At 67.5% G+C, this 18,924-nt stretch carries 19 protein-coding genes; 7 read left to right on the plus strand and 12 right to left on the minus strand.

Going from position 1 to position 18,924, the window contains the following annotated elements:
- Window positions 1–14: 14 nt before the first annotated feature.
- The 4 genes from DR843_RS12325 to metG all read right to left on the minus strand — a co-directional run bounded on the left by DR843_RS12325 (window position 15) and on the right by metG (window position 5,205).
- A complete protein-coding gene (locus DR843_RS12325) occupies window positions 15–1,025 on the minus strand; it encodes a peptidoglycan-binding protein (protein ID WP_109686232.1) in 1,011 nt (336 codons plus the stop codon).
- 332 nt (window positions 1,026–1,357) lie between these two features.
- Window positions 1,358–2,194 carry a resuscitation-promoting factor gene (locus DR843_RS12330; RefSeq protein WP_170119856.1) on the minus strand — a complete coding sequence of 279 codons (837 nt, stop codon included), beginning with the start codon at window positions 2,192–2,194 and terminating at the stop codon, window positions 1,358–1,360.
- A gap of 368 nt (window positions 2,195–2,562) precedes the next feature.
- Window positions 2,563–3,408, minus strand: coding sequence for a TatD family hydrolase (locus tag DR843_RS12335; RefSeq protein WP_109686236.1), 846 nt, complete (start codon window positions 3,406–3,408; stop codon window positions 2,563–2,565).
- Between the two features lie 6 nt (window positions 3,409–3,414).
- Entirely contained in the window at window positions 3,415–5,205 is a 1,791-nt protein-coding gene (metG, locus tag DR843_RS12340) for a methionine--tRNA ligase (RefSeq protein ID WP_109686237.1), read from the minus strand.
- 53 nt (window positions 5,206–5,258) lie between these two features.
- On the opposite strand from metG, the gene DR843_RS12345 reads away from it, so the two are divergent.
- From DR843_RS12345 to DR843_RS12370, 6 genes are all read left to right on the plus strand, one after another.
- Window positions 5,259–5,858 (plus strand): DUF4126 domain-containing protein, encoded by a 600-nt coding sequence (locus tag DR843_RS12345; RefSeq protein WP_109686239.1) that lies wholly within the window; start codon window positions 5,259–5,261, stop codon window positions 5,856–5,858.
- On the plus strand, window positions 5,839–6,171 hold the full coding sequence (locus tag DR843_RS12350) for a DUF3592 domain-containing protein (protein ID WP_109686241.1): 333 nt from the start codon (window positions 5,839–5,841) through the stop codon (window positions 6,169–6,171). The genes DR843_RS12345 and DR843_RS12350 overlap by 20 nt, the downstream gene beginning before the upstream one ends.
- Window positions 6,172–6,431: 260 nt before the next feature.
- Complete coding sequence (locus tag DR843_RS12355) at window positions 6,432–6,722, plus strand: putative quinol monooxygenase (RefSeq protein ID WP_109686243.1); 291 nt, start codon at window positions 6,432–6,434, stop codon at window positions 6,720–6,722.
- Between the two features lie 39 nt (window positions 6,723–6,761).
- Window positions 6,762–7,310 (plus strand): DJ-1/PfpI/YhbO family deglycase/protease, encoded by a 549-nt coding sequence (locus DR843_RS12360; RefSeq protein WP_109686245.1) that lies wholly within the window; start codon window positions 6,762–6,764, stop codon window positions 7,308–7,310.
- Complete coding sequence (locus tag DR843_RS12365; protein ID WP_211310235.1) at window positions 7,307–8,179, plus strand: MmyB family transcriptional regulator; 873 nt, start codon at window positions 7,307–7,309, stop codon at window positions 8,177–8,179. Before DR843_RS12360 ends, DR843_RS12365 begins: the two co-directional genes overlap by 4 nt.
- Window positions 8,180–8,212: 33 nt before the next feature.
- The gene (locus tag DR843_RS12370) at window positions 8,213–8,701 is read left to right on the plus strand and encodes a PPC domain-containing DNA-binding protein (protein WP_170119857.1); all 489 of its coding nucleotides are present in this window, start codon (window positions 8,213–8,215) and stop codon (window positions 8,699–8,701) included.
- Window positions 8,702–8,707: 6 nt separating this feature from the next.
- Here the strand turns inward: DR843_RS12370 and DR843_RS12375 are convergent, their stop codons facing one another.
- Genes DR843_RS12375 through DR843_RS12400 form a run of 6 tightly spaced genes read right to left on the minus strand, consistent with a single transcriptional unit; the run spans window position 8,708 to window position 15,402 of the window.
- Window positions 8,708–9,994 carry a PLP-dependent cysteine synthase family protein gene (locus tag DR843_RS12375; protein ID WP_109686251.1) on the minus strand — a complete coding sequence of 429 codons (1,287 nt, stop codon included), beginning with the start codon at window positions 9,992–9,994 and terminating at the stop codon, window positions 8,708–8,710.
- 8 nt (window positions 9,995–10,002) lie between these two features.
- Window positions 10,003–11,598 carry a copper resistance CopC/CopD family protein gene (locus tag DR843_RS12380; RefSeq protein WP_170119858.1) on the minus strand — a complete coding sequence of 532 codons (1,596 nt, stop codon included), beginning with the start codon at window positions 11,596–11,598 and terminating at the stop codon, window positions 10,003–10,005.
- A gap of 2 nt (window positions 11,599–11,600) precedes the next feature.
- Window positions 11,601–12,329, minus strand: coding sequence for a YcnI family copper-binding membrane protein (locus DR843_RS12385; RefSeq protein WP_109686255.1), 729 nt, complete (start codon window positions 12,327–12,329; stop codon window positions 11,601–11,603).
- Between the two features lie 15 nt (window positions 12,330–12,344).
- Window positions 12,345–13,127 carry an ABC transporter ATP-binding protein gene (locus DR843_RS12390; protein WP_109686257.1) on the minus strand — a complete coding sequence of 261 codons (783 nt, stop codon included), beginning with the start codon at window positions 13,125–13,127 and terminating at the stop codon, window positions 12,345–12,347.
- Complete coding sequence (locus DR843_RS12395; RefSeq protein WP_109686259.1) at window positions 13,121–14,236, minus strand: ABC transporter permease; 1,116 nt, start codon at window positions 14,234–14,236, stop codon at window positions 13,121–13,123. The genes DR843_RS12390 and DR843_RS12395 overlap by 7 nt, the downstream gene beginning before the upstream one ends.
- 5 nt (window positions 14,237–14,241) lie before the next feature.
- Complete coding sequence (locus DR843_RS12400) at window positions 14,242–15,402, minus strand: ABC transporter substrate-binding protein (RefSeq protein ID WP_109686261.1); 1,161 nt, start codon at window positions 15,400–15,402, stop codon at window positions 14,242–14,244.
- Between the two features lie 218 nt (window positions 15,403–15,620).
- On the opposite strand from DR843_RS12400, the gene DR843_RS12405 reads away from it, so the two are divergent.
- Window positions 15,621–16,604: a PLP-dependent cysteine synthase family protein gene (locus DR843_RS12405; RefSeq protein ID WP_109686263.1), complete on the plus strand. Its 984-nt coding sequence runs from the start codon at window positions 15,621–15,623 to the stop codon at window positions 16,602–16,604.
- Between the two features lie 15 nt (window positions 16,605–16,619).
- Here DR843_RS12405 and DR843_RS12410 read toward each other — a convergent pair whose 3' ends face one another.
- Window positions 16,620–18,059: a DUF2079 domain-containing protein gene (locus DR843_RS12410; protein WP_109686265.1), complete on the minus strand. Its 1,440-nt coding sequence runs from the start codon at window positions 18,057–18,059 to the stop codon at window positions 16,620–16,622.
- Entirely contained in the window at window positions 18,056–18,886 is an 831-nt protein-coding gene (rsmI, locus tag DR843_RS12415) for a 16S rRNA (cytidine(1402)-2'-O)-methyltransferase (protein ID WP_109686267.1), read from the minus strand. The genes DR843_RS12410 and rsmI overlap by 4 nt, the downstream gene beginning before the upstream one ends.
- Window positions 18,887–18,924 lie beyond the last annotated feature (38 nt).

The following is an 18,924-nucleotide window of genomic DNA, read 5'->3' on the forward strand; positions in this document are numbered from 1 at the left end:
CGCCGGACCTCCGATCAGGCGGCCCCGCGGCAGCTCCACGGCTTCAGGCCGAGCTGGGCGTAGAGATTGTTGGCCACGGTGATCTGCTCCTCACGAGAGGACTGGTTGGCGTTGTAGGAGAACGCCAGACCGCCACCGATCCGCCACGCGTCGTGGGTCATCATCAGACCGCCGTAGTAGGTGCCGGTCGAGTTCGTGGCCACCAGGCTCCAGCGCTGCCCGGACTCACACCACGCGATCCGGTCCCACATCGCCGCCCGGGCCAGGTTCAGCGGGGGTGTGCTCGTGCCGCCGCCCGTCGATGGCGGAGTCGTCGTGGTCGGCGGCGGCGGACTCGTCGTCGAGCCGGTGCAGCCCAGTGCCTTCCACGTCGCCGGGCCGACAACGCCGTCCGTCACTAGACCCTTGGTCGACTGGAATGACTTCACGGCGGCCAGGGTCACCGGCCCGAACCAGCCGTCGGTCTCCAAACCGAGCGCCTTCTGCAGCACCTTGACCGAGCTACCGGTCGCGTTGTAGCGCACTGTCGAACCGACCGTGCAGGTGCGGCCACCATCGCGGGACGTCCCACCGGTCGCCGGGAAGCCACCCAGCGCCTTCCAGGTCAGCGGGCCGACCACGCCGTCGACGACCAAGTGCTTGCCGGACTGGAAGGCCTTGACCGCGGCCAGCGTCTTGGGTCCGAAGACACCGTCCACGGTCACCCCGCCGACGCGCTGCTGCACGACCTTCACCAAGGAACCGGTCGAGCCGTAGCTCACCGCAACCACAGTTGTCGTCGTCGCCGCCTTCACCACGCCGGAGGCCGTGAGGCTGCTCTGCACTGCGGCTGCCGGATGGATCGTGGCCGCGTCGGCCGCCCCGGCAGCCAGCAACGAGGCGCCTGCAGCCGTGCCGGCCGTCGCCGGGATCGCCACGGCCGAGATGAGGCCCTTACCCGCGAGACTGTTCAGCGTGTTCGGTCGCGGCCGCTGGTGTCGCGGTGCCGTGCGTTTCCGAGACGCTTCGAGTGTGGCGCTGGTCATGGTGCTCCCTGGTCGGCGGTCCGTCTGGTTCTTCGTAGGACTATGACGCGCCTGTGGCCATTGCGGAAGATGGGAAACGTGTGGCTGGTGTGACTGGTGTGATTTGGGATCGGCGCGCAGCGCCTCGGCTCCACCGGACGCACTGGCCACGCAACCGGCGGAATTGCGCCTAAGTCCGATATCGCAACCCGTTTGAACCACAACGATGTAGTTTTTCGCTGAATGGCGCGGAAAATTCTTCTCCCCATCGTCTCGCGATGTGAGACATGCAGACGTGAAAGACCCCCGCACCCGTGACGGGTGCGGGGGTCCTTCGCGCTACTGGCTACCGATCAGGCAGCGCCGCGGCAGCTCCAGGGCTTGAGGCCGAGCTGGGCGTAGAGGTTGTTGGCAACCGTGATCTGCTCGGCGCGGGAGGCTCCGCTGGCGACCGAAGCAAACTTCAGTCCGCCACCGATGCGCCACGCGTCGCGGGTCATCATCAGACCGCCGTAGTAGGTGCCGGTGCTGTTGGAAGCAACCAGACCCCAGCGCTGACCGGACTCGCACCAGGCGATGCGGTCCCACATGGCCGCACGGGCCAGGTTCAGGCCAGCACCGCTGCTCGAGCCGCCCGAGGTGGAGCCGGTGGTAGCCGGAGCCGGGGCAGCCACGGCCTTCTTGGTGCCGATGGTGATGACCTTGTTGACCGGCGCCTTGATGACGTCGCGGTCCACGGTCACGGACTTGACGACCTTGCCGCCGACGAGGGTCTGCTTGATGGTCAGCTTCGCCGAACCGGACTGACCGGCGGTGGTCACCTTGGAGGTGCCCTTGGCCAGGGTCGAGTCGTACTCCTTCACGGTGGAGAAGTAGAGAGTCTTGGTGTCAGTCACCGTGCGGGTCGTCGTCGCGGGACGGGCCTCGCCACGCGACGCCGGCTTGGTCGCCTTCGTGGTGGGCTTGGCAGCCGGCTTGCTCGAGGTCGTCGTGGACGGCGTCGCGCTGCTCGGGGCTGCGGAAGAAGTGGGGGCTGCTGCGGACGAGCTGCTGGTGGTGCTCGTCGACGGCTTCAGCTGCAGGTTCGCTGCGGAGTCCGAGCCGCTCGTGCCACACGCGGCAAGCGCGGACACGGCGATCAGGCTGGAAGCCGCCATGGTCATGCGGGCTGGGGTGATGCGAAAGGTCACGATTCTCCGATGTCGTACTTCCCCTCGGGCGGCGGTGGATGACAGGCACACGACAACCCTCGATGCGAGGGTTTCCGGCGCTTGTGGGACGGCATCGACAACGCTTCGTCGCGCATCCCGACCTGTGCTCAGGTCCATCCGAGAAGGAGTCCGCTCTCGGGCTAACGGTGTCTACCGTGAACGACATCGGGGGTTAGGTCAAATTTGGGTAACGAAAGATACTTCACATCTTGGCGATGTAACGCTTTCCTGGTAAGAGCCTGATCCGACTCCTGCCGCAGCATTCCGCGGATCTTGTCGCACCCTGAGACAGCTGTAACGCACGTGAGCGCAATCACAATTTTTCTCAGTCGGACGTGGCGACGCCGTCACCAGGGCCCGTAGACCGCCTCGCTGTTGGCCGAAAGTGCCTGGCACAGGGTGGGCACGTCCACCGTGAGGGTCCCGGCCATCGCACGAACCGTGATCGGAATCAGGTACGGCGCGTTGCCCGCCCCGCGGTACGGCACCGGGGTCAGGTAGGGGGCATCGGTCTCGACCAGCAAGCGGTCCAGCGGTGTGACGGCGAGCGCATCGCGCAGATTCCGGGCGTTCTTGAAGGTCACCGTCCCGGAGAAGGACAAGTAGTAGCCGCGGTCGACACACTCCCGTGCCATCGGCACGTCGCCGGAGAAGCAGTGCAGCACGGTCTTGTCCGGGGCACCCTCCTCCGCCAAAATCCGCAACACGTCCTCATGAGAGTCCCTGTCGTGGATCTGCAGTGCCTTGCCCGTCCGTTTGGCCAGATCGATGTGCCAGCGGAACGAATCCTGTTGGGCGGCAACACCTTCCGGTCCGGTGCGGAAGTAGTCGAGACCGGTTTCACCGATCACCCGGATCCGCGGATGCGCTGCGAGCGCCTCGATCTCGGCCCACGCCGACGCCAAGTCGCCCGCGGCCGCGTGGCGAGGGGCCTCGTTGGGGTGGATGGCCACGCCACCCAGCAACGCGGCGTACGTGTCGATCATCTGCACGGTGAACCGGGCGCCGGCCAGGTCGCAGCCGATCTGGACCAGGCGGTCCACGCCCACCGCACGGGCCGCCGCGACAGCCTCGGCGACGTCCGGCGGGGCGCCACCGTCGCGGCCGATGTCGAGGTGGGTGTGGTTGTCCACCACCGGCAACGGCAACGGCGTCGGCAGCTCGGGTGCCTCCCGCGACGAATGGTGGGTCATGACGAGTTACTTGGCCTGGCTCAGCCGGGCGATCTCCTCCTCGACCACGGAGGGGTCGAGTTTGGTGAAGACGGGCGCGGGCTTGCCGATCGGCGTACCCACCACGACCGGCACCGAAGCCCAGCGCGGGGTGCCGTCGTAGGCGCCGGTGATCACCGGATAGCTGCGGGAGGCGTCGTCGAGGTCCTCGACGCGCTCCAGACGCGGCATCGGCATGAACTCCTCGCTCGCACCCAGCACCTGCGCAACGCGGTTGGCCGCGTGCGGCAGGAACGGCGCGAGCATCGTGTTCAGATCCGAGACCGACTGCGCCAGCGTGTGCAGGATCGTGGCCAGGCGCTCGCGCTGGTCATCGGACTTGAGCTTGAACGGCTCGGTCTCGGACACGTAGGCGTTGGTCAGGCGGACCAGGCGCATCGCCTCGGCGAGCGCGGCCTTCTGCCGGTGCCGCTCGATGAGCTCACCGACGGTGCCGAAGCCCTCGGAGATCTCCGACAGCAACTCCTTGTCGACCGGCTCCAACTCCCCCGGCGCCGGGATCTGCCCGAAGGACTTGTTGATCATCGTCGCGGTGCGGTTGACCAGGTTGCCCCAGCCGGCCACCAGCTCGGAGTTGTTGCGCTGCACGAACTCGGCCCAGGTGAAGTCGGCGTCGGCGGTCTCGGGGCCCGCGGCGCTGATGAAGTAGCGCAGCGGGTCGGGTCCGTAGCGTGCGACAACGTCCTGCACGTAGATCACATGCCCGCGGGAAGTGGAGAACTGCTTGCCCTCCATCGTCATGAACTCCGAGGCCACCACCTGGGTCGGCAGGTCCAGGACGCCGTACTCCCCCGGTGTGCCACCCTTCGCGCCGGCACCGGCGTAGCCGAGCAACTCAGCCGGCCAGATCTGGGCGTGGAAGGTGATGTTGTCCTTGCCCTGGAAGTAATAGGAGACGGCCTGCGGGTCGTTCCACCACTCGCGCCACCGCTCGGGATCGCCCAGCCGACGGGCCCACTCGATCGAGGCCGACAGGTAGCCGATCACCGCGTCGAACCACACGTAGAGCCGCTTGCCCTCCCAACCGGGCAGCGGCACCGGGATCCCCCAGTCGATGTCGCGGGTCATCGCGCGCGGCTTCATGTCGTTCGCGATGTTCTTGGCGAAGTTGATCACGCCCGGGCGCCAGTCGCCGCGCTCATCGACCGCCGCGAGCCACTCCTGCAACGCATCGGCCAGGGCCGGCAGGTCGAGGAAGAAGTGCTGGGTCTCGATGAACTGCGGGGTCTCCCCGTTGATCTTGGAGCGCGGGTTGATCAGGTCGGAGGGGTCCAGCTGGTTGCCGCAGTTGTCGCACTGGTCGCCGCGCGCCTCGGTGAATCCGCAGATGGGACAAGTGCCTTCGAGGTAGCGGTCCGGCAGCGTCCGCCCGGTCGAGGGGCTGATAGCCGAGGTCGTGGTCTGCTCCACCAGGTAGCCGTTGGCGTGGATGGTGCGGAACATCTCCTGCACGACGGCGTAGTGGTTGCGGGTCGTGGTGCGGGTGAACAGGTCATAGGACAGACCCAGGTCGACCAGGTCCTGGGCGATGATCGCGTTGTACTTGTCGACGACCTCCTGCACGGAAACGCCCTCCTGGTCGGCCAGGACCAGGATCGGCGTGCCGTGCTCGTCGGTGCCGGAGACCATGAGTACGTCGTGCCCGGCCATCCGCATGTACCGGCTGAACACATCGGAGGGCACCCCGAAACCGGCGACATGGCCGATATGACGGGGCCCGTTGGTGTACGGCCAGGCGACAGCGGAGAGAACCTTCACACCGTGAATCCTAGGCGTTTGCGTTCTGCGCTCCCTACCTAGATTCTTGGGCCATGTTCGCGTTGCTCACCGGCCTGGGTCTCACCGCGGCTGCGGGCCTCAACGCCTACATCCCGTTCCTGATCGTCGGTGTGCTGGACCGGTTCACCTCGGTCATCGATCTGCCCACCGGCTTTTCGTGGATCGGCTCCTGGTGGGCGATCACCATCGCGGCCCTGCTGCTCATCTCCGAGGTCGTGCTGGACAAGATCCCCGCGGTCGACAGCGTCAACGACATGGCCGGCACGATCATCCGCCCACTCACCGGCGGGGTGATCGGGGCCGGCGTGCAGGCATCGTCACACCTGGATCACTCCTCTTTCATGCAGGAGCACTCCTGGATCGGCTTCGTCGGCGGCCTGGTGATCGCGGGCATCATGCACAGCGGCAAGACGGCCGTGCGCCCGGTTGCCAACGTGTCGACCGGTGGGGTCGCCGCGCCGGTGCTGTCGGTGACCGAGGACGTCTCGTCACTTTTTCTTAGCCTCGCAGCGATCTTCATCCCGATCCTGGTCGTGGTGATCCTGGCGCTGATGGCCTGGGCGGGATACGTCCTGGTCCGCCGGATCCGCCGCTTCACCCGAAGATCGCGCAATGCCGAAGCTCTCACCTAGATTCCTGCTGCCCGCCCTGGTGCTGCTCCTGCTTCTCGTGGGACTCCTGATCTGGCGGCAACACTCCGCGTCGAAGGTCACGACGACCGGGATGGCCGCAGGGACCGTGGTGTCCTCCACCGTTTCCGGCTCCGACCTGTCCCTCACCGTGGCGTACGTCGCGGGCGGGCGTCAGCTGGAAACCACCGGGACCGTGTCGGCGTCGTCGTTCTCCCAGCAGGGCAAGGTCGTGTGGGTGTGCTTCAACCCCGCCGACACCTCGCAGACGACGCTGAGGTTGCCGATGGACCAGTTGTGCGCCAACGGCGGCTGAGCGCCACATCGACTGGCCGCCGGACCACGACTTGTGACGACAGCGCCACGAGTCGCCGTACCGGAACGTCAACGGACCACGACTTGTGACGACAACGCCACAAACTGCAGTCCCCGGCACCCGCCCCGCCATGAGCCGGGCTGGCGAGCCAGGTGGTACTTGCAGGGCCAGGCACCTCCTCCGCGGCCGTGATTCGGTGTTGTTCGTCCGCGACGGGTCCATCCGCACACCGTCACAGCTACCAAGGGAGCGATGTACGCATGATCATCCTCAACGTCTTCTTCGACGTGCAGCAGCAGCACGAGGGCGAGTTCGTCAAGCTGTTACACCACATGGTCGTGGAGTCGAACAAGGAAAAGGGTTGCGAGTTCTACCAGTTGCACCGCAACGTCGCCGAGCCGCTGTCCTATCACCTGATCGAGCACTGGACCACTCAAGATGACCTCGACGCGCACGCCCAGTCCAAGCACTGGAAGCACTTCGACAAGACCGTCAACGACTACCTGAACAGCACGTACGACGAGCACCACTACCGGGAAATCGACTTCTGATCCGCCGGTCCGCCCCACGCGTCGAAAGAAGGTATCGAAGTGGCTGAGGCAGCCAAGAACGTCTTGTTCATCGCAACGTCCTACGGGGTGGAGCGGGACGAAATCGTTGAACCTCACACGTACGTGACGGACGCGGGATACCGCGCAACCGTTGCCACGCCGGACAACACGTCGATCCAGACGTTGGTCGACGACAAGGACGCAGGACCTGTCGTCGCTTCCACCGCACGCCTGAGCGACGTCGTCACCGACGACTACGACCTGTTGGTCATCCCGGGCGGGACGATCAACGCAGACACGTTGCGACAAGACGGTGACGCCGTACGTCTGGTGAAAGAGTTCGTCGACGCAGGTAAGCCGATCGCAGCCATCTGCCACGCGCCGTGGCTGATGGTCGAGGCCGACGCGGTCGTGGGCAAGACGCTGACGTCGTACCCCTCGGTGCGTACGGATATCAACAACGCCGGGGGCACCTGGGTCAACGAGGCCGTTGTGGCCGACGAGACCAACGGGTTCACGCTCATCACCTCCCGCACGCCCGATGACGTCGAGCAGTTCAATCACGCGATCGGCAAGCAACTCGGGTGAGCAACGCAGGACGCACCGCGTTGCCGGCTTTCCTTCGCGCTGCCGAACATGACGCAGCGCGCGAGTACCGGCGTACTGCGCTGGGTGGATTCCTGCGGGCCCATCGCGCGCGGATCGAACCGGACCCGCGGTGGCCGGTCGTCGATACGCACACCCCGCGCCGCGTCACCGGACTGCGGCGTGAGGAGATCGCATGGGCAGCGGGGGTCAGCGTCGACTACTACACGAAACTGGAGCAGGGGCGCTCGGTGCGTCCCTCAGCCGCAGTCGTGGGCTCCCTGGCCACGGCGCTGCAGCTGGGGCCTTTGGACCGGCGCTATCTGCAGGCACTGACTGCCGAGGACCCAAGCGACCAGCACTCGTCGGATGTCAGTGTCCAGGCCGCCGAACAGACGCTGCGCTCGATCGCGGCGCAAATCCAGGATGCGGTCATGGTGCAAGTGCTGACCGGTGACCTGACGGTGAGAAGCATCGACCCCCGCGCGGCACGGATCCTCTACCCGGACAGAGACATCGACGATGTCGTCGGTACGGATGTGTCGCTCTTGTCCTATCTCTTCGGCGATCCAGTCAGCCGCACGGTGTACGTCGATTGGTCGGCCAAGGCTCGTGAAGTGGTCGGACTTGTCCACCTGCGCATGGCCGTGGCCGGACCGACACCAGAACTGCTGCGGACCATTGAGCAGTTGTGGCTCAGCAGTTCGGCATTTCGCTATCTGTGGTCACGCTTCGAACCCCACGACAAAGCATCGGGCATGTGGCGGCTGAGGATCGATGGGCAGATCGTCGAATGCGACTTCGCCACGATGAAGACGCCGACCTCTCCTGACATCGCGCTGGTCGTCTATCACCGATCGGCAGCCCAGTGAACCCCTCATGGAAGGCACACAATGGTTGACTACGTGAACGTCGAAGACGCTGGCACGGCGCACGGTTCGGCCGGGCAGGCGTGGTGGCAGCAGACCGCCACGGATGCCGTGAGCATCACCTACCGGCTGGTGCTCACCGATGGTGACGAGCTGTTCAGCGCCATCGAGAAGTTCTGCGCCCAGGAGAAGGTCACCTACGCCGACTTCTCCGGTATCGGTGCCGTGCGGGATGTGCAGCTTGGCTGGTTTGACCGGCAACGGCGCAAGTACCGCGTCAATGCGTTTCCAGGGCAGTTCGAAGCCCTGGGAATCATCGGCAACGTCGGTCTCAATTCGGAAACCGGCAAACCGGCCGCCCACACCCACCTGGCTGTCGCAGGTGAAGATGGCACCACCCACGCCGGGCACCTGTTGTCGGTAACGGCCTCTCCGACAATCGAACTCAACGTTGTGGTCATTCCGGGTGAGCGGCTGTCCAAGAGCACCGACGAAGCTTCGGGCCTGTCGCTCTACGACCGGTGACAACGCTCAGGCCGTCGCTGGGACCGGCAGCGCCGCGAGCACACCGACCACCCGGCCGTTGCGCAGGACCGGACTCACGGTGCCGGGATCGAAGGCTTGAGCGGCGTCTCGCGCGGTAGCGTGCTCCCGCAGCAGCGCCGGTGTCGTCCAGCCGAGTACGTCGCTGGGGTGCGGAGCGAGGACCCGTCCGACCCGGGGGTAGACCACGAGCACCGGTGCGTCATCCGCAATGCCGTCGGCCATCAATCGCGACGCCGCAATCGCTCCACCCTCGTCCGCGGTCACCAGGTCGGCTTCGTCGTACTTCTCGTCGGAGGCGCCAAACCCGTTGTCGGACAACCACTTCGGATTGAAGTACGTCGACAGATAGGCGCGCCCGGAGTCCGGCAGCAGGATCACGACGAGGTCGTCCGGGCCGAGTGTCGCCGCGACCCGCAGACCCGCCGCGAGCGCCACCCCGGACGACCCTCCCGCCAGGATGCCTTCCGTCGTCGCCAGCTTCTGCACCGCGGCGATCGCGTCCTCGTCGGCCACCGGGATGATCTCGTCGATCAGGTCTAGGTCGAGCGCGGTCGGCCAGATGTCGACCGTCGCCTCCGGATGCACGAAATGACCCGCCCCTTCGATCGCCTTCTGGCTCCCGTCGCCGCCGACGTACGACGAGGTGAGGGGATCCGCGCCGACCACCCGGACGTGTCCCCCACTGATCTCCTTCAAATAGCGGGCCGTCCCGGAGATGGTGCCGCCGGTCCCGATGGTCGACACCAGATGGGTGACGCGCCCTTCGGTGTCCGCCCAAATCTCCGGTCCAGTGCTCTCGTAGTGCGCCCGCGGGTTGGCCGGGTTGTCGTATTGCGCCGCCAACCACGCACCCGGGGTCTGCGCGACGAACCGCTCCGCGTGCGACCGCAGACTGTCCGGATGATCCTTGGGCACGAAGGCGTCCACCAACTCCAGCCGCGCGCCGTACGCGCTGATCTGGTGACGCTTCTCGGCCGAGATGTTGGAGCTGGTGAAGATGACGCACTGATAGCCCAGATGCGCTGCGGCCACTGCCAATCCGATACCGGTGTTGCCGCTGGTCACCTCCACGACGGTCCCGCCCGGCCGCAGCAGACCATCCTGCTCGGCCTGCCGCAGCATCGACACCGCGGCGCGATCCTTCACGCTGCCACCGGGGTTCAGCCATTCCGGTTTGACGTAGACCCGTGGCCCGTCCGCGGGCAAACCACGGGTGAGCCGGATCAGCGGCGTGCCACCGACCGCCTCCAGGACCGACTCGTATCTGACCATCGTGACTCCTAGTAGGCGGTGAAATCGGTTGCGAGACTGTATTGCTCGGTCGGGCTGGCCACGACGGTCAGCTGCGCGCGCCAGTCGCCGATGTCCGGCAGCACGACCACCGAACTGACGAACGTGATCGGGACGGGTTGCCCGGAGCGGATGCTGCCGGGAATGCGTGCCGTGAACTCGACCGGCAGGGCCCTGATTGCGCCGCCGGGCTGGTCCAGGGTGAGTTGCACCTGCTGCGCCAGCGGTGTCGCGTCGGCTGCACCGGTCGCCGTGACCCGGAACCCGACCGGGCCGCGTCGGGCCGGCGCGATCCGCAAGCTCACCGTGTACGGCCCTGCGGTCAGGGTTTGCGTGGTGGTGGGAGCGTACGTCGCCTGGGCCGGATCGACCGAGGACAGCACACCGGACACGATCACGATCGCCGCGCCGATGGCTGCCTCCCGCCGGGCGAACCGCCGCAACCGGCTTGTCTCACCGGGAGCGGGGCGGTCAGGGAGCCGGGAATGTGCTCTCACCCAACGGTTTCCCAGGATCGCGAACAACCCGGCAACGGCCACCAGCACCACCTTGGCGATCAACACCCACCCGTACGTCGTGTGGACCAGGGCCGCCGGGTAGCGCACCTGCACCACGGCCTGGGCCACACCCGTCAGCGCGATCACCGCAACCGCACCACCGGCGTACCGCGACCACGCGGGGAGCCGTCGCAGCTGCGGCACTGACAGGCGACGGGTCAGCATCGCCCAACCCAGCACCACCAACCCACCGACCCACGCGGTCGCAGCCGTCGCGTGCGCCAGGGTCGAGACGAAGATCCAGCCGCCTTCGGCGCCACCGTGACCGTTGCGCACGACGGTGACGACCACGAGCAAAGCCACCACGGCGAACACCGGTAGCCACCGTCGCACCGCCCAGGCCAGCGCCAGCAGGGCCACCCGCAGGTAGATCGTCACGGCGTAGTCCGAACCGAATGACTGCAGCAGCCCGTCCCAGGTCGCCTGGCTGGCCGACGCACCCCACAGGTACTGCACCGGGATCTGCAGGAGTGAGCCGATGGCAGCGGCCAGGAACCCGGCGGCGAGCCACAGCCGGGGCCACGACACGTGCAGCAACCGCGCCGCGATGGCAGCACCCAGGGCGACGGACAGCCCCAGATAGACCAGGCCCTTGAGGACTCCGTTAATCAGTTGCAGCAGTGAACTCGGTTGCGGCGCCGCAGGTTCGGCAACTGCAACCGTCAGGACGCCGACACCGAACTGCAGCGACCCGCCGACCGGGTGGCTGTCCGCGGAGATCACCGACCAGTTCGCCACGTACACACCCTTGGGCAGACCCCGCTGCAACGGGATGGTCAGCCGGTCCCCGTCCAGGACCGGTGACCCGGTGTCGACCCGTTCCCCGGAGCTGGCGAGCACCGAGGTCGCGGTGCCCGAGGCGAGAGTGACCGGCTCGGAGAATCGGACGACGACCGCTGCCGGCGAGGTCGCCAACTCAGCCCCGCTGCTCGGCGACTGCGAGATGACGTACGCGTGGGCAGCGGCGCTCGGGGCCGAGCAGACGAGAAGGACCAGCAGGAGGGCGACCGCGGCGACAACGCGCCGCACTCTTACACCGCGGCCGGGGTGCGATCCGAGCTCTGGCCGCCGATCGACGTACCGGAATCGGCAGACTCCGAACGGCGACGCGCCACCCGGGCACCGATGACGCCACCCACGACGCCGCCGAGCAACGCGGTCGCAGCGCCACCACCGGCCAGCGCCCACGGGTTGGTGCCGCCGTCCGTCGCTGCGGGCGAGGCAGCGGCCGCCGCGGTGACCTGGAAACTCGGCGCGGGGAACTCCGGCTCGGCCTTGCCCTGTGCCTGCTGGACCCAGTTGGAGGTCTTGCCGTCCGAATACTTCTGCTGCGTGGGCAGATACACGGTGCCGGCCTTCGGCAGCGGGCCGGCCTGGATCGCGAACTGACCGAACTGGCCCGGTGTCAGCCCGCCGTCGGTCGCGGTCCACTCGACCTTGATCGGGGCCTTGGTGATGATGTTGCCGTCGTCGTCCTTGACCGGGTTGGCCAGGTTCTCGGTGGTGACCTTGGCGGTCCAGCCCTGCGTGGGCCGGACACTGACGTAGGTGAACGGGGTGGTGGTGGGCAGATTCACCGTCAGCGCAACGGTGTTCGCGGTGTCGGACTCCACCGGCACGTTGAACGTGAGCACGGAGTAGCTGCCCGGCGTGGTCGATGAGGGGATGACGCGCACGTGGGCCAGGGCCACGTCTGCGACACCGAGGGTCAGCGCGAGGGTGGTCACCGCGGTGGCGGCGGTACGGGTGATGAGACGCATGAGGGATTCCTTTGATTACGAGGCGAGTTCGTCAGGTGGGGTGGTGGCTTCTTCGTCGAGCAGCGCCAGGATCTGCTGCCGCAACGCCACGAACTGCGGTTCTGACTGTGAGCGCGGCCGGGGCAGGTCCACGCTGATGTCGGCCCGGACGGTCGCCGGGCGCGGGGAGAAGATGATCACGCGGTCGGCGAGGGTCAGTGCCTCGGTGACGTCGTGGGTGATCAGGACGGCGGTGAATCCGCGCTGCTGCCATAGCCGCGCGAGCTCGCCCTGCAGGACTCGACGCGTGAGGGCGTCGAGCTTGCCGAGCGGTTCGTCGAGCAGCAGCACCTTCGGCTCACCGACCAAAGCCCTTGCCAGGGCGGCCCGTTGGGCCATACCGCCGGAGAGTTGCGCCGGCCAGGCGTCGGCGAAGTCGGTGAGCCCAACGACGTCGAGCACCTCGTCGATCCGCGCAGCCGACTGCTTCAACTCACCGCGCGCCTGCGGGCCCAACGCGACGTTGCCGCGCACGGTCCGCCATGGCAACAGCGTCGGATCCTGGAAGACCAGCGCCCGCTCGGGGTCCGGTCCGGTGACCTTGCGGCCGTCGACGTACACCGATCCGAACAGCGGTTTGTCCAGGCCGGCCAGCAACCGGATCAGGGTCGACTTGCCCGATCCGCTCGGCCCGACCAGGGCAACGAACTCCCCCGGCCGGGCCGAGAAGCTCACGTCGTCCAGGACCGGCAGGTCCTTGCCGCGGCTGCGGAAGGCCTGCGTGACGTTGAGGATGTCGATTGCGGCGCCGGTCACCATCGGGTCAGCTCCTTCTCCCAGCGCAGCACCCAGTTGCGGCTACGGAACAGCAGGGTCAGCAGGAGGCCACAGACCACGACCAGGATCACGATCCCGGCGTAGACGCCCGCGTAGTCGCCCCAGCCCTTCTTCCAGTTCAGGTACCAGCCGAGGCCGGAGTTGACGCCGAAGTTCTCCGCGACCGTGAGGCTGACGAACGAGGCACCCAGGGCCATGAACGCCCCGGTGAAGATGCTCGGCAACGCGGCCGGCAGGCTGATCCGGCCGACCAGGAACACGCCCTTGGCGCCGAGCGTCTGGGCGACGTCGAAGTACGAGCGCGGCACGCTGAGCACCCCGGCCCGGGTCAGGACCGTGATCGGGAACCACACGCTCAGCGCGATCATGAAAACCGCCCCGGAGTACGCCGAGGGGGCCAGGACGAAGACCAACGGCACCCAGGCGAGGGAGGGCACCGGGCCCAGGAAGATCAGGATCGGGTGGACCCAGTAGTTCGCCTGCTGGAACCAGCCGATCGTCACGCCGGTGACCAGACCCGCGACCAGGCCGACCACGAACCCGACCACGAGCAGCAGCAACGAGTTGCCGAGGCTCTCGGCGAGCAGACCGTGGTCGGTCCAGATCGCGTTGAGCACCGCCTGCGGCGACTGGAAGTACGGCAGGGCAAGGGCCGCCGTCTTGGCCGTCGAGTATTCCCAGAACAACGCCCACAACGCCGACCCGAGCAGCCACGCCGCGCCGTGGGTCGCGTGGTTGTGCGCCCAGCGACCGAGCCGGGAACCGCTGGCGGACAACGCCCAGATCCCGGCCCAGGCCCCGGCGACGAGCAGACCAGCGATCGCGATCGGCGTACTCATGGCCTCGATCGCTTGCAGGTCGCGCAGGGCCTGGGACGACTCGTTGGGGACCAGCAGGACCACCAGCGCGAACCCGACCCAGGCGACGATTCCGCCGCCGAGCAGCAGCGGATTGATCCGCACCGGATGGGACACGGTGTCCAACGCGGCGTGGATCCGGTCTGGACCCTGGACGGTGAGGTCCGGGTCCGGCTGTGGCGCAGTCTCTTTCGCGGGGGCAGACACAGTCCGCCGTGCCGTGATGGTGGACATCGCGATCAGGCCAGCTTCAGATCGACGAACGCCTTGTCGGCCAGCACCTGGGGGTTGGTGGCTGCCGGCAGGAAGCCGGTCTTGATGAACTTGGCGATGCCGGGCTCGAGGGCCTTGTGCAGGCTGGCGGTCGACGGGTCGAAGGTCAGCGTCCGCAAGACGGCCAGGGCCTCATCGGGCTTGCCGGAGACGTACTTCTTCTCGGTGACCAGGTGCGCGGCCTCCTCGAGGTTGGCACCGACCCAGCGAGCGCCCTCGATCCAGGTGCTGACCAGGGTGGCGGCGGTGACCGGGTCCTGGGTGACGAACGTCTGGTTCAGAGCGACGGCGCAGCAGGGGTACGCCGCGTTGGTCGACAGGTTGCGGTTGTTGGACAGTTCCTTGGCCCAGCCGTCCTTGACCCCCTGGATGATCGGCAGGAAGCCGCCCGCGGTGGCGATCGCGTCGACCTTCTTGGACTTCAACGCCTCGGGCAGCAGGTCCTGCTCGATGACGACCCATTCGACCTGCTTGGCGGCCGGGCTGGAGTTGATGCCGGCGTCCAACAGATCCAGGGAGAAGAAGTTGGTCGCCGAACCCTGCAGGTTGCTGACGCCGATCTTCTTGCCCTTCAACGACGCGACCGTCGGCACCGAACCGTCGCTACGGGCATAGAGGTCGAGGCAGCCGTGGTGCAGACCACCGCTGAGCTTGACCGGGGTGCCGTTGTAGATCGGGCCGAGGAAGTTGAAGAAGATGCCGTTCGACGCGACGTACTTGCCGGAACCGACTGCGGCCGTGGTGTCTTCGTCGGTTCCCGACTTCTTCAGCACCACATCGAGTCCGGCCTTCTTGAACAGACCGTTCTCGTACGCCGCGATCAGCGGCGCCTCACACACCCCACTGGGCGACACCAGAGCCAACTGCTTCTTGGCCCACGAGTTGGTCACGGTGGGCGTGCCGGTGGCGGCCTGTACGTCGTGGTCCTGGCTGCGCAGGAACGCCCAGCCGCCGACGCCGGCGGCGGCTGCGACGACCGCGCCGGCGGTCACCAGGCTGCGGCGGCTAACGCCCTTGGGGGCATCGGCATCGACGTTGGCTTCGACCCGGGCGCCACTGGGCAGGACCTCGTCGCCAGCAGGCGCAGCGTCGTTCTGCTCAGGGGTTCCGGGGGTGTTCTCGGTCATGGGTTGATCGCTTTCGACAGGGGGCGGATCGCCCCGCAGTGGTTCACAAGAGGTTGCGGGCGCTGACGCTAGCGCCGTTCGTCGATAATGTCTAATTATCTTTTTCGATTGATTGCGTTATGCCATACTAACTCGACAGGATTTATCTACAACGGCCTGATGAAGGCCCGAACCCCATGACCCACAACGGCATTCGCCGTACACCACTAGGAGCACCCATGGCTGTCCTCGTCACGGAGATCACCGAACTCATCGGTGACACCCCTCTGCTCGAACTCACCCGCTACGGACGCAACCGCGACCTGGGTGCGCGTATCGTCGCCAAACTCGAGACGTTCAACCCGATCGGCTCGGTCAAGGACCGCATCGCCTGGGCGATCATCCGCGACGCCGAAGAACGCGGCGAACTGCGACCCGGTGGCCGAATCGTCGACCTGACCAGCGGCAACACCGGCATCGCGTTGGCCGCGATCGCTGCGTCCCGCGGCTACGGCTCGACGTTCTACGCCGGGGACAACATCAGCGCCGACAAGGTCGCCCTGCTGCGCGCGTTCGGCGCCGATGTCATCACCGTCCCCAACACGTTCTTCCTCGACCCGGACGCGTTGGTCCTGCTGCGCGAGCGTGCCCGCACCGAGCACCCGGACGCCTACTTCACCGACCAGTTGGCCAACCCGGTCAACCCCCAGTACCACTACGACACCACCGGTCCGGAGATCTGGAAGGCAACCGCCGGCTCGGTGGACATCCTGGTCGGCGGCGTCGGGACCGGTGGCACGCTGTCCGGCAGCGGCCGCTACCTGAAGGAGAACAACCCGCAGGTGCAGGTTGTGGTGGCCGAGCCGGGCTGGGGTTCGGTGCCGACTCCGGAGAACCCCTACCCCCAGGAGATCGACGGCGTGCACAAGATCACCGAGGCTGAGCCGCAACAGATCCCGGACAACTTCGACCAGTCGATCGCCGACGAGTACGTCGCGGTCGAGACCGCCGACGCCTACCTGGCGGCGCAGGCCCTCGCCCGCGAGGAAGGCGTCCTCGCCGGGTCCTCCGCCGGCGCGATCCTGCACGTCGCGACGCAACTGGCTCAGCGACCGGAGAACGCCGGCAAGACCATCGTGGCCATCGTTCCGGACTCCGGCGAGCGGTACCTGTCCGCGGGGATCTACGGCAACGTGACCGCACCTGTGGCCGCCACGGTCTGAGCCGGGCCGACCGGCTCAGCCGCAGTCGGCCAGCCGCACGATCGTGGGATCCAGGTAGCGGATCGCGATGATGTCTCCTCGTCCGGCGGTCATGACGGTCACGTCCGCACGGGCCGTTGCCGCGTCGAACAACGCCTCGCGCTGGCACCGTGAGACCTCATCGAGCGGTCCTTTGTCCCGGGCGAAGACGACATAGCGCACCGCCGGCGCCGATTGGATCGACCACACCTGATCATGGGTGGCGACCAGATAAGCGCCGGTGGTGTTGCTGGCCGCGATCGGTGCGCCCTTGGAGATCCGCGCGCTGATTTCCTGCAGGTCGCGATATCGCTGCGTGGGCGCGACGGCGTGCCACGGCGCAGCGGCCACCTCGACCAGCTGCGCAACTCCCAGAGTGACGCTGATCACCGCACCGATGCCAGCGACCGCCGCCACCCCCGAGGTCACCGGAGTCTTGCAGCGCAGCTCACCTGGGAGCGCAGCTTCCGGGTGAGCTGCGCTGCAAAAATCGGGGTGGGTGTGGGTGGGACCGTGCAGCGCGTGCGCCGCGGCGATCAGGGCGATCGGCACCAGGACCAGGTCGTAATGGGTGTCCAGCCGCCAGTACGACGGGTTGTTGCCGATCATCCGCCAGGCCAGGGTGGGGATGGCCAGCACCGCGACGGGAGAACGCAGTCCGACGAAGAGCGCCGTGACCGCGAACAGGGCCAGTGGTGCCAGCCGCCACCAGGACCACCCCGTGTCGACCTGTTGCCCCAGTGGCGTGCTGCCCGATCCGCCGAAGAAGACGCCGTACCCGGAGCCGCCTCCGACGGCTCGCAACACCACGGTCGCCGCCACCAGGCCGGCCACCCCGACGCTCACGAGGACCGCCGGCCGTCGCCAGCCGTCCCGGTGCAACAACCACCACGCCGCACCAGCCGCGATCACCGTCAGGCCGAGATCCTCCTTCACCAACACCAGGACGACGGCCGAGGCCACAGCGAGGCGGAAGCGGGCCCGCAGCACAGCCGCCGCCAACAGCGCGACGGTTGGCGCGGCGTACGCCACCTCGTGGAAGTCGAACAGATCCGCCGCGATCGTCCCCCGGGCGACCAGGCCGATCACGAACAGCAGCAACGCAATTGGCTCACCGACCAGGGTGCGGGCGACCCACCACACGATCACCATCGCCAGAGCGAGCAGGATCGCCTGCGCGATGAGCAGCACGCGGGGGTCCGGCCAGATCCGCCACCACAGCCCGTTCAGGGCCAGGATCGGGCTGAAGTGGTCGCCCAGCAGATCAAGTCCGCGGATGTCCGAACGCGGCCAGTGCCCCTGCGACCACGACTTGGCCGACTGGCTGAAGATGCCCAGGTCGTACGCCGTGGCCAGACCGGCGTTGAACCGCGCGACCGACCACATCGCCAGCCAGAGACTGCCGACCAGCCACAGCAGCGCCGCCCGACGTTTCACCGGGCGGCGACCGCCGCGTCGTAGAGCGACTTCTTGGACAGGCCCGTGGCCGAAGCGATCTGCGCGCACACGTCCTTGAGCCGTTCGCCGGAGGCGGCTCGGGACAGCACCTCGGGCAGGACGTCCTCGAGAGCGACCGAAGCGCCACGCGCACCGGCCACGACGACGGTGATCTCACCGCGGGCGCCCTCGACCGCCCAGTCCGCCAACTCGGCCAGGCCGCCGCGACGTATCTCTTCGTAGGTCTTGGTCAGTTCCCGGCACACCGCGGCCGGCCGATCCGGACCGAACGCCTCGGCGAGCGCGGTGAGCATCTCGGCCAGCCGGTGCGGTGCCTCGAAGAAGACCATCGTGCGCGGTTCGGTGGCCAGGGTGCGCAGGTGCCGGGCGCGCTCCCCCGGTTTGCGGGGCAGGAAGCCCTCGAAGCAGAAGCGATCGGTGGGCAGCCCGGACACCGCGAGCGCCATCAGGACCGCGGACGGGCCGGGCACGCAGGTGACCCGGGCCCCGGCCGTGATCGCCGCGGTCACGAGGCGGTAGCCGGGATCGGACACCGACGGCATCCCAGCGTCGGTGACCAACAGGACGCTCTCGCCGGCAGTCAGCCGATCGACCAGTTCCGGGGTGCGGGCCCGCTCGTTGTGCTCGTGGTAGCTGAGGACCCGACCCCGCGGCGACACCTCGAGCTGGTCGGCGAGCCGGTGCAACCGTCGGGTGTCCTCGGCTGCGACGACATCGGCCTGCCCCAGCCAGGACACCAACCGGGGCGGGGCGTCTCGGGGGTCGCCGATCGGCGTACCTGCCAACACCAACACACCCTCGGCCATGGCGTTAGCGTCGCACGGACCACACCGAGACTGCTCGG

The organism is Branchiibius hedensis, from assembly GCF_900108585.1.
Lineage (GTDB): Bacteria > Actinomycetota > Actinomycetes > Actinomycetales > Dermatophilaceae > Branchiibius > Branchiibius hedensis.

Coding starts and splice junctions, on each gene's coding strand:
- DR843_RS12355 (WP_109686243.1), top strand. CDS start 6,432: ATGATCATCCTCAACGTCTTCTTCGACGTGCAGCAGCAGCACGAGGGC.
- DR843_RS12400 (WP_109686261.1), bottom strand. CDS start 15,402: ATGACCGAGAACACCCCCGGAACCCCTGAGCAGAACGACGCTGCGCCT.
- DR843_RS12335 (WP_109686236.1), bottom strand. CDS start 3,408: ATGACCCACCATTCGTCGCGGGAGGCACCCGAGCTGCCGACGCCGTTG.
- DR843_RS12325 (WP_109686232.1), bottom strand. CDS start 1,025: ATGACCAGCGCCACACTCGAAGCGTCTCGGAAACGCACGGCACCGCGA.
- DR843_RS12350 (WP_109686241.1), top strand. CDS start 5,839: ATGCCGAAGCTCTCACCTAGATTCCTGCTGCCCGCCCTGGTGCTGCTC.
- DR843_RS12405 (WP_109686263.1), top strand. CDS start 15,621: ATGGCTGTCCTCGTCACGGAGATCACCGAACTCATCGGTGACACCCCT.
- DR843_RS12345 (WP_109686239.1), top strand. CDS start 5,259: ATGTTCGCGTTGCTCACCGGCCTGGGTCTCACCGCGGCTGCGGGCCTC.
- DR843_RS12375 (WP_109686251.1), bottom strand. CDS start 9,994: ATGGTCAGATACGAGTCGGTCCTGGAGGCGGTCGGTGGCACGCCGCTG.
- DR843_RS12390 (WP_109686257.1), bottom strand. CDS start 13,127: ATGGTGACCGGCGCCGCAATCGACATCCTCAACGTCACGCAGGCCTTC.
- DR843_RS12395 (WP_109686259.1), bottom strand. CDS start 14,236: ATGTCCACCATCACGGCACGGCGGACTGTGTCTGCCCCCGCGAAAGAG.
- DR843_RS12385 (WP_109686255.1), bottom strand. CDS start 12,329: ATGCGTCTCATCACCCGTACCGCCGCCACCGCGGTGACCACCCTCGCG.
- rsmI (WP_109686267.1), bottom strand. CDS start 18,886: ATGGCCGAGGGTGTGTTGGTGTTGGCAGGTACGCCGATCGGCGACCCC.